An 851-nucleotide genomic window follows, 5' to 3' on the forward strand; every position below is an offset into this window, starting at 1 on the left:
CCAGTTGTCGGGTGCGCCGTCGAAAAACACCGTGACGTTGCGGCGGGCATGCTCGGCGTGGTCGGCGCGCTGCTCGTCAGCGACCTCGCGGACTCCGACCTGCCCGACGGCTCCTTCGACCGGGCCGTGCTCGACATGCTCGCGCCGTGGGAGGTGCTCGACGCGGCGGCGCGGCTCCTCATCCCCGGCGGCGTGCTGATGATCTACGTGGCCACCGTCACCCAGCTGTCGCGGACCGTCGAGGCACTGCGGGCCCAGCAGTGCTGGACCGAGCCCCGGTCGTGGGAGACGCTGCAGCGCGGCTGGAACGTCGTCGGCCTTGCCGTTCGCCCGCAGCACTCGATGCGCGGGCACACCGCCTTCCTGATCTTCACGCGCCGGCTCGCGCCCGGCGCCGTCGCGCCCGCGCCACTGGGCCGCAAACGCGAGGGCCGCGACGGGTAGCCGTTCAGTCGTCGCTGTGGTGCAGTCCCCGCCGCACCGACAGCAGCTCGAATTCGGGATGCGCGGCCACCAGGCGTTCGGCGGCGTCGAGCACGTCGACGGCGTGGCCCCGGTCGCCGGACACCACGCCCACTCCGATCCCGGCCCGCCGATGCAGGTCCTGCGTCCCCGTCTCGGCTGCCGACACGCTGAACTTGCGCCGCAGCTCGGCCACGACGGGACGAACCACCGACCGCTTCTGTTTGAGTGATCGCACCCCAAGCTCCGGGCCCAGCAGCACGTCGAACTCGAGCCAGCCGATCCACATCGGCATCAGCCCGGGGGAGTCGGCGCGGGGGTCGGAGTCCGCGAGGTCGCTGACGAGCAGCTCCCAGTTGTCGGGTGCGCCGTCGAAAAACACCGACACG

General features: G+C 71.9%; 1 protein-coding gene and 1 pseudogene. One reads left to right on the forward strand and one right to left on the reverse strand.

The annotated features are described in order from the left end of the window. Window positions 1–444, forward strand: a pseudogene (locus tag A5696_RS05460) (hypothetical protein); the annotation flags it as partial. A 4-nt stretch (window positions 445–448) separates the two neighbouring features. On the opposite strand, the gene A5696_RS05465 reads toward A5696_RS05460, so the two are convergent. Beyond that, window positions 449–751: a DUF503 domain-containing protein gene (locus tag A5696_RS05465; protein ID WP_067874621.1), complete on the reverse strand. Its 303-nt coding sequence runs from the start codon at window positions 749–751 to the stop codon at window positions 449–451. Window positions 752–851: the final 100 nt, after the last annotated feature.

This window comes from Mycobacterium sp. E2699 (assembly GCF_001666745.1).
In the GTDB taxonomy this organism is placed as follows: domain Bacteria; phylum Actinomycetota; class Actinomycetes; order Mycobacteriales; family Mycobacteriaceae; genus Mycobacterium.

Excerpts from the sequence above, each read along its gene's own strand:
- A5696_RS05465 (WP_067874621.1), bottom strand. The coding sequence starts at position 751 with ATGTGGATCGGCTGGCTCGAGTTCGACGTGCTGCTGGGCCCGGAGCTT.